The 5,391-nt window shown below is 29.5% G+C and carries 5 protein-coding genes; 3 read left to right on the top strand and 2 right to left on the bottom strand.

Annotated features, from left to right (window positions below; translation table 11 throughout):
* Positions 1-499 precede the first annotated feature (499 nt).
* Both K737_RS00420 and K737_RS09765 read left to right on the top strand, forming a co-directional pair.
* Entirely contained in the window at positions 500-1,180 is a 681-nt protein-coding gene (locus K737_RS00420) for a hypothetical protein (RefSeq protein WP_006296865.1), read from the top strand.
* A 631-nt stretch (positions 1,181-1,811) separates the two neighbouring features.
* Positions 1,812-2,189, top strand: a complete 378-nt coding sequence (locus tag K737_RS09765; protein WP_161630386.1) for a hypothetical protein — start codon at positions 1,812-1,814, stop codon at positions 2,187-2,189.
* 162 nt (positions 2,190-2,351) lie between these two features.
* Here the strand turns inward: K737_RS09765 and K737_RS00405 are convergent, their stop codons facing one another.
* Both K737_RS00405 and K737_RS00400 read right to left on the bottom strand, forming a co-directional pair.
* Positions 2,352-3,590: an MFS transporter gene (locus tag K737_RS00405; RefSeq protein ID WP_161630385.1), complete on the bottom strand. Its 1,239-nt coding sequence runs from the start codon at positions 3,588-3,590 to the stop codon at positions 2,352-2,354.
* Between the two features lie 325 nt (positions 3,591-3,915).
* The gene (locus K737_RS00400) at positions 3,916-5,082 is read right to left on the bottom strand and encodes a hypothetical protein (RefSeq protein ID WP_152531000.1); all 1,167 of its coding nucleotides are present in this window, start codon (positions 5,080-5,082) and stop codon (positions 3,916-3,918) included.
* A gap of 88 nt (positions 5,083-5,170) precedes the next feature.
* On the opposite strand from K737_RS00400, the gene K737_RS10195 reads away from it, so the two are divergent.
* Entirely contained in the window at positions 5,171-5,308 is a 138-nt protein-coding gene (locus K737_RS10195) for a hypothetical protein (RefSeq protein WP_162471403.1), read from the top strand.
* The last annotated feature ends 83 nt before the right edge of the window (positions 5,309-5,391 follow it).

The following is a 5,391-nucleotide window of genomic DNA, read 5'->3' as shown; positions in this document are numbered from 1 at the left end:
CGGTGATTTTATTATTATATCTATTGACATCGTAAAGTTTTCCTAGTCTCTCTAAATCTTCTTCTTTTATTAAAGACATAATATTTTCTAATTCTTCCATATATCAATACATCATTATAAAATTAAAATATTTGCTTCTCTCCCCGACCCAGGAAACAAATTTCCTGTTAAGATAAAAAAAGATGCCCCATATTATCCTCATTTTCCACAGGCTCTTTTAAAATATATTAGTGTACTAAAGGCAATCTTCTTGGAACCAAAGGGAGCTTTTGATGATCAATTAAAGATATTTCTGAAAAAAAGACAGGATTACTTAAAAAGGCTTGGCAATTTGTAAAAAAGCAATATTAGATCAAGTTTAAATATAGCGAAAAAAAAGAAAAATTTTTTGGCAATAAACCTGCTTTAGATTCATTAAGGATGCGCTCTTATTTTTCCTCCTTATTCTTTGATACGCAAAGGTTTTATCTTTATAAAAATTTTATATATTTTTGATAGAATGAAAAATGTAAAAAATATCATATACGTAAAAATGTTAAATAAATTTTTTATGATTGTCTTATGTGCGTTAAGTGCAAACATAATGGTCCACGCTGATCCTAATAAAAATTTAAAAGAAAATCTCATTAAGAAAAAAGTAGACACAATCATCCTTAGTAATGAGGAAAAAATACAAAATTTTAATGATTTTTTTTTAAAATTTAAGAAGTTTTTAGAAAAAGTAAAAAAAGAATCTGAAAAATTAAAATGTTCTGAAGAAGAGAGAATACTTCTAATACAGTACTTTGTTGAAGATTTTTTTGAAAATGTAGCGTTGAGTTGCGTAAAATTTTTAAAAAAATGTGAACCTTTTAGATTAGATAATAAAAAAATAAAACAGCTGAAAACAATGGGTATTGCAAAAAGTGATGCAAAAACTCAAGCAGAAAAACTTCTAAGAAAAAACAAGGACCTATCTAGTTTTCTTGATAAAAAGGAAAATTTTTTTTCAGAATATTGGATGTTGAAGACAATTCTACAAGAAAAAATTGAAGTCTCTGTTGATCAAAAATTAGCAAACGAAAAATTTGATTTTATTAAAAGTATGGAAATAGAGGAAAAAGAAAAAGAAATTCAAAAGCTTATTCCTGAAAAAAAAATAGGATTCTTTAAGAAAGTGTGGTCATTTATAAAAAAATAATAAAGCAATTTAAATCAAGAGATAAAGATAAAAAACAAAACGATAAAGTTTTTTATTTAATGTCAATACATATACATAGATGTAGTGGCGATTGCTGCGCAAGGCTTTTTCACCAAAGCGCAGCTCTTTTATATTTATAAAAATTTTATATATTTTTGATAGAATGAAAAATGTAAAAAATAAAAGTACCATATACGTAAAAATGTTGAATAAATTTTTTAAGATTGTCTTATGTGCGTTCAGTATAAACACAATGGTTCGCGCTAATTTTGATTCCGGAAAACTTTCTTCTGTTGAACTAATGCTACTAACCCCCTCTTACCGAAGTGAGTATTACCATAAAATACATCTTTTTGAGGAGATTTTTTCAGATTTTAAGGATTTTTTAAAAAAAATATACGAAAAAAAAATAAAAATTTCTGACAAAAATAGAATATTATTAATGGAATACTGCGCTGATATTTTTTTTTTCAACATACGGCGTCTTTACATTGAAAACATAGAACAAGTTATTAAAATTCTAAAATCCCCCCAAAAAAAAGAATCACTTAATCATTTAGATGAGCTCCCATATAGTATAGACCGTATATATAATGAAAAATTTTCTAAAAAAACAAATTTTTCATTAAAATTGGATGAAGTATATGATAAAAAAAGTCTTGAAAACAGTTTAGTTCTTTTAAATCAGGAATTAAAAGCTCAGGCCCTCCTTCTCTCCTTTCCTTCTAAAATAGAAAAAATAGAAAACTCAAAGCTTCTTTCAGATAAAACTATTGCGATTTTTTGGAAAGACATTAAAGAACATCTCAACAAATATTCTAAGGTTTTAGATGAGGTATTGTCGGAAGTGACTGAGGATTTTGATGCTAAGACACTGAACGAAAAAATTGATTTTATAAAAAACATACAAATAGAAAAAAAAGAAAAAGAAATAAAAAATATTATTGATGAAATAAAAAAAAATAAAAAAGGTTTTGTGAATAAGTTTTTGGGATTTGTAAAAAAATAATACAATGATTAAATATAGCGCAATGGTTTTTTAGGCAAAAAGGGGGTAAGAAAATTAAATTTTTTTGAACTCTATCCAAACCTTTTAAAAAAGTTCCGCAACTTTTTAGACATTTTCAGTAACAAGCAGGAAATTTTGACAATACAAAGATTAGATTTTTTATCACTCTTGCTGTTTTACGAAGGTTAGTGTTGCCCAAGCAAGAAGCGCTATTCCCCCTGCGTATATTCCTATAGAAAAAAAATTATTTGTTTTGCTGTATATCCACAATGTTAAAAGCGGAGTTAATTTCCCAATAATACTTCCCCCCAAGGCGTTGCCTGCCCCTACAATCAGGTAAACTTCTTTTTTGGGGCAAAAATGCTTGTAGCACATATATAAAGGACAAGAAAAAACAATTCCCCACACTAAAATCCACAACCGTACAATAGCTAATGTTATTGGATAAGAAAATACATCTAATAAGGCAAAACATCCAGGAAGAGATATTCCTAAAACAAGACTTCCAATTTTTAAAATTTTTTCTGGCTTGTATCGTTCTAGCAGGGGACCAAGGATAAGAATTAACACTGTGTCTATTCCCATTAACCACTGATTAGATCCAAGTATTGTGGAAAAAGATATCGATGTTGCAAATGGAATCAAATTATTCATAATAATAAATGTTAAGTTCCAGGTGATATGTGTTAGTCCAGTAGTAAACGTGACCATAGCGATCAAATTACAATGACGTTTTAGGTATTGGAGCGTATATTTATTGGGAAAGAAAACAAATTTTTCATATTTTTTGAATTCTTGTTTTTTACACTGCGATGCAAAACATGTCATTCCGATTCCTGCTTGCAATAAAAATGGAAAAAATCCCCATCTCCAAGAAAGATTAAGCTTTTCTATTAAAATATTTGAAAGAACGCTTGTTCCCACATATCCAAACATAGAAGAAAATTGATATAGGTAGGAAAATTTGTATTCTTTATCTTTAACGGTTTCCTCTATGACATAAATTTTAGAAATAGAGGTTTGTCCCGAAGAAAAAATTCCTTTGAAAAATCGAAGAAAAAAAAAGATCATAGGTGACAAAATTCCTAGGGCTTCATATGTTGGACACATAATAAAAAGGCTCGTCAAAAGTGTATTTCCCAGTAAGCACCAGCGCATTCCTGATAAGGGGCCTTTGTATTGTGCAATCCATGAAAAAAAAAATGATCCCAACGGAGTGGTAACGATCCCCATAGCCAAAACACAATATCCCCACACCAAACGCATCATAAAAGAAGTATGAGGAAAGAAGTCGAGAGTAATCCAAGGAATTAATAAACTATAAATCAAAATTTCACCATGGTTTAATCCATTGGCTATCAGTATCCAGAAAACTCTTTTAGAGTAAAAAGAAGAGTTCACAGGAAAACACCTCAAAAAATTTCCATACCTTATGGTATGAATTTTATGTATTTTGCACAAGAAAAAAGAAATTTTTTTTGAACAGGCTATAGTTAAAAACGTCTTATGCGTTTTGTTTTGCACAACTTTTATTCTCCTTAAGGGGAATTTTGGAAGCCTGAATCTATACTTTAAAATCCCAAAATCAGAACTGCTTTGTTTTTTATAGATCATGTCTTTAATATCTGTGTTTTTGTAAAATCTACTTTTTTTTATCTAAAATTTATTTTCTGTTGCCTCTCTTGTCTTTTTTTAAAAACTTTTTTCAGTATTTAATCCAAAATTTTTATCGTATAGCTTTATTAGCTAAAGCCTTTCTGTAAACTTTGACCATAGCACAATGTAGAACAGTATGAAGTGCTAGGAATACAATGACATTCCACAATGTGTCTTCTTCGAAGACTGTTATAAAACAGCCTTCTAAGACAACGCATTTATAAAAGCCTCCTAAGATAGAGTAGTGAAAAGAAATAGGAAAAGTGATCATTCTTGCGCAACTTATTTTGTGAATAAACATTACTATTCCTTTAAGGTAATAGCGATGAATTAAAAAAGGAAAAGAAAAAACTAAACAAATAACACAAAAAATTTTAAATAATAAGAAATTGAAATTGAAATCCAAAATAAAGATGTCTCTGAAACAAAAATCTAAAATAAAATCAATTAAAAATGCAAGAGGAATAGAGCTAAGAAAAAAGATGGCCGTTTTTGAAAGGAGATAAAAAAAGGAATGAGTCCAAGAGCTGTGGAGTAGAGACTTTGGTATTTCGTCTAAATCTCGAATGAGCTCCTTTCTTAAAGAGGAAGAAATTTTTGCAGCGCCGTTTGTAAGAAATAAAGGTTTATAAATCCAAAAACTTAGACATATAAAAATAAAAGGAATAAAAATCATAGTTAAGCTAACCGGAAGGTTGATTTTGGGGTCTAAGTTTGTTTTTTCAAAACAACTTAAGATTATTAAAAAAGATATAAAAACAACCATGGTGGGGAAAATATACAGTAAATTTTTTGTGCGTATTAAAGAACATTGATAGAAAAAAATTATCCACTTAGGCTTTTTGGAGATTTTTTTAGTAATCTGCCTTAATAAAAAAAAAGAGTATCCTACTTCCAGGAATACAGAAAATATTCCACAGACGAGTGCCAAATCAGGATTAGTTCTACGAAAATATTCCATTCCAAAAAGCCGCATAAAACAACTGCCAATTCCTTGTCCAATTCCTTGTACTATGTAATTTGGCAGACAAATGACGACATTCCAAAAAAAATTATATAGAACGAAAAGAGGTATAGACATCATTAAAAATTTCCCCAATCCTTTAAAAATTCCAGGATCGTATAGGGTAGAAATTAACTCTTCATACCGCTGAACAAGCAGAGTGCTTAAATGGGATTGATCTGAATCAGATTTTTTCAAATTGTATTCGTTTTCTATTTTTGACATAATTTTCATTATATAATTAAAGACTATAACGCGCAACTTAACGATTTTTAAATTTTTGGCATATCCCCAATCAAACTGAAAGTGTTGGACTAATGCGTTGAAAATTGTCATTGACGCGCTCGACAAGATCCATAGCGATGTTGTCTCAGGTTTGGTCGAAAAATTGCAGCATACTCTTGCAAAACTATTTGGCAGAGACGAAAAATTGAGTATTGCGCACATGTTCATTCTTTGATGGGGGCAGGTTGGGGCTGGAAATAATGCACCTCAATCCCTCTTTCTTTTTCTGCTTTTGGGTGTCTTTGCTTGTAGTCTAAG

This window comes from Holospora undulata HU1, from assembly GCF_000388175.3.
Taxonomy (GTDB): Bacteria; Pseudomonadota; Alphaproteobacteria; order Holosporales; family Holosporaceae; genus Holospora; species Holospora undulata_A.
Note: the sequence above shows the minus strand (reverse complement) of the source record. Positions and strands in the feature narration are given on the sequence as shown.

Bases quoted from the DNA above. Each gene is read 5' to 3' on its own strand.
- K737_RS00420 (WP_006296865.1), top strand. From the start codon at position 500: ATGAAAAATGTAAAAAATATCATATACGTAAAAATGTTAAATAAATTT.
- K737_RS00400 (WP_152531000.1), bottom strand. From the start codon at position 5,082: ATGAAAATTATGTCAAAAATAGAAAACGAATACAATTTGAAAAAATCT.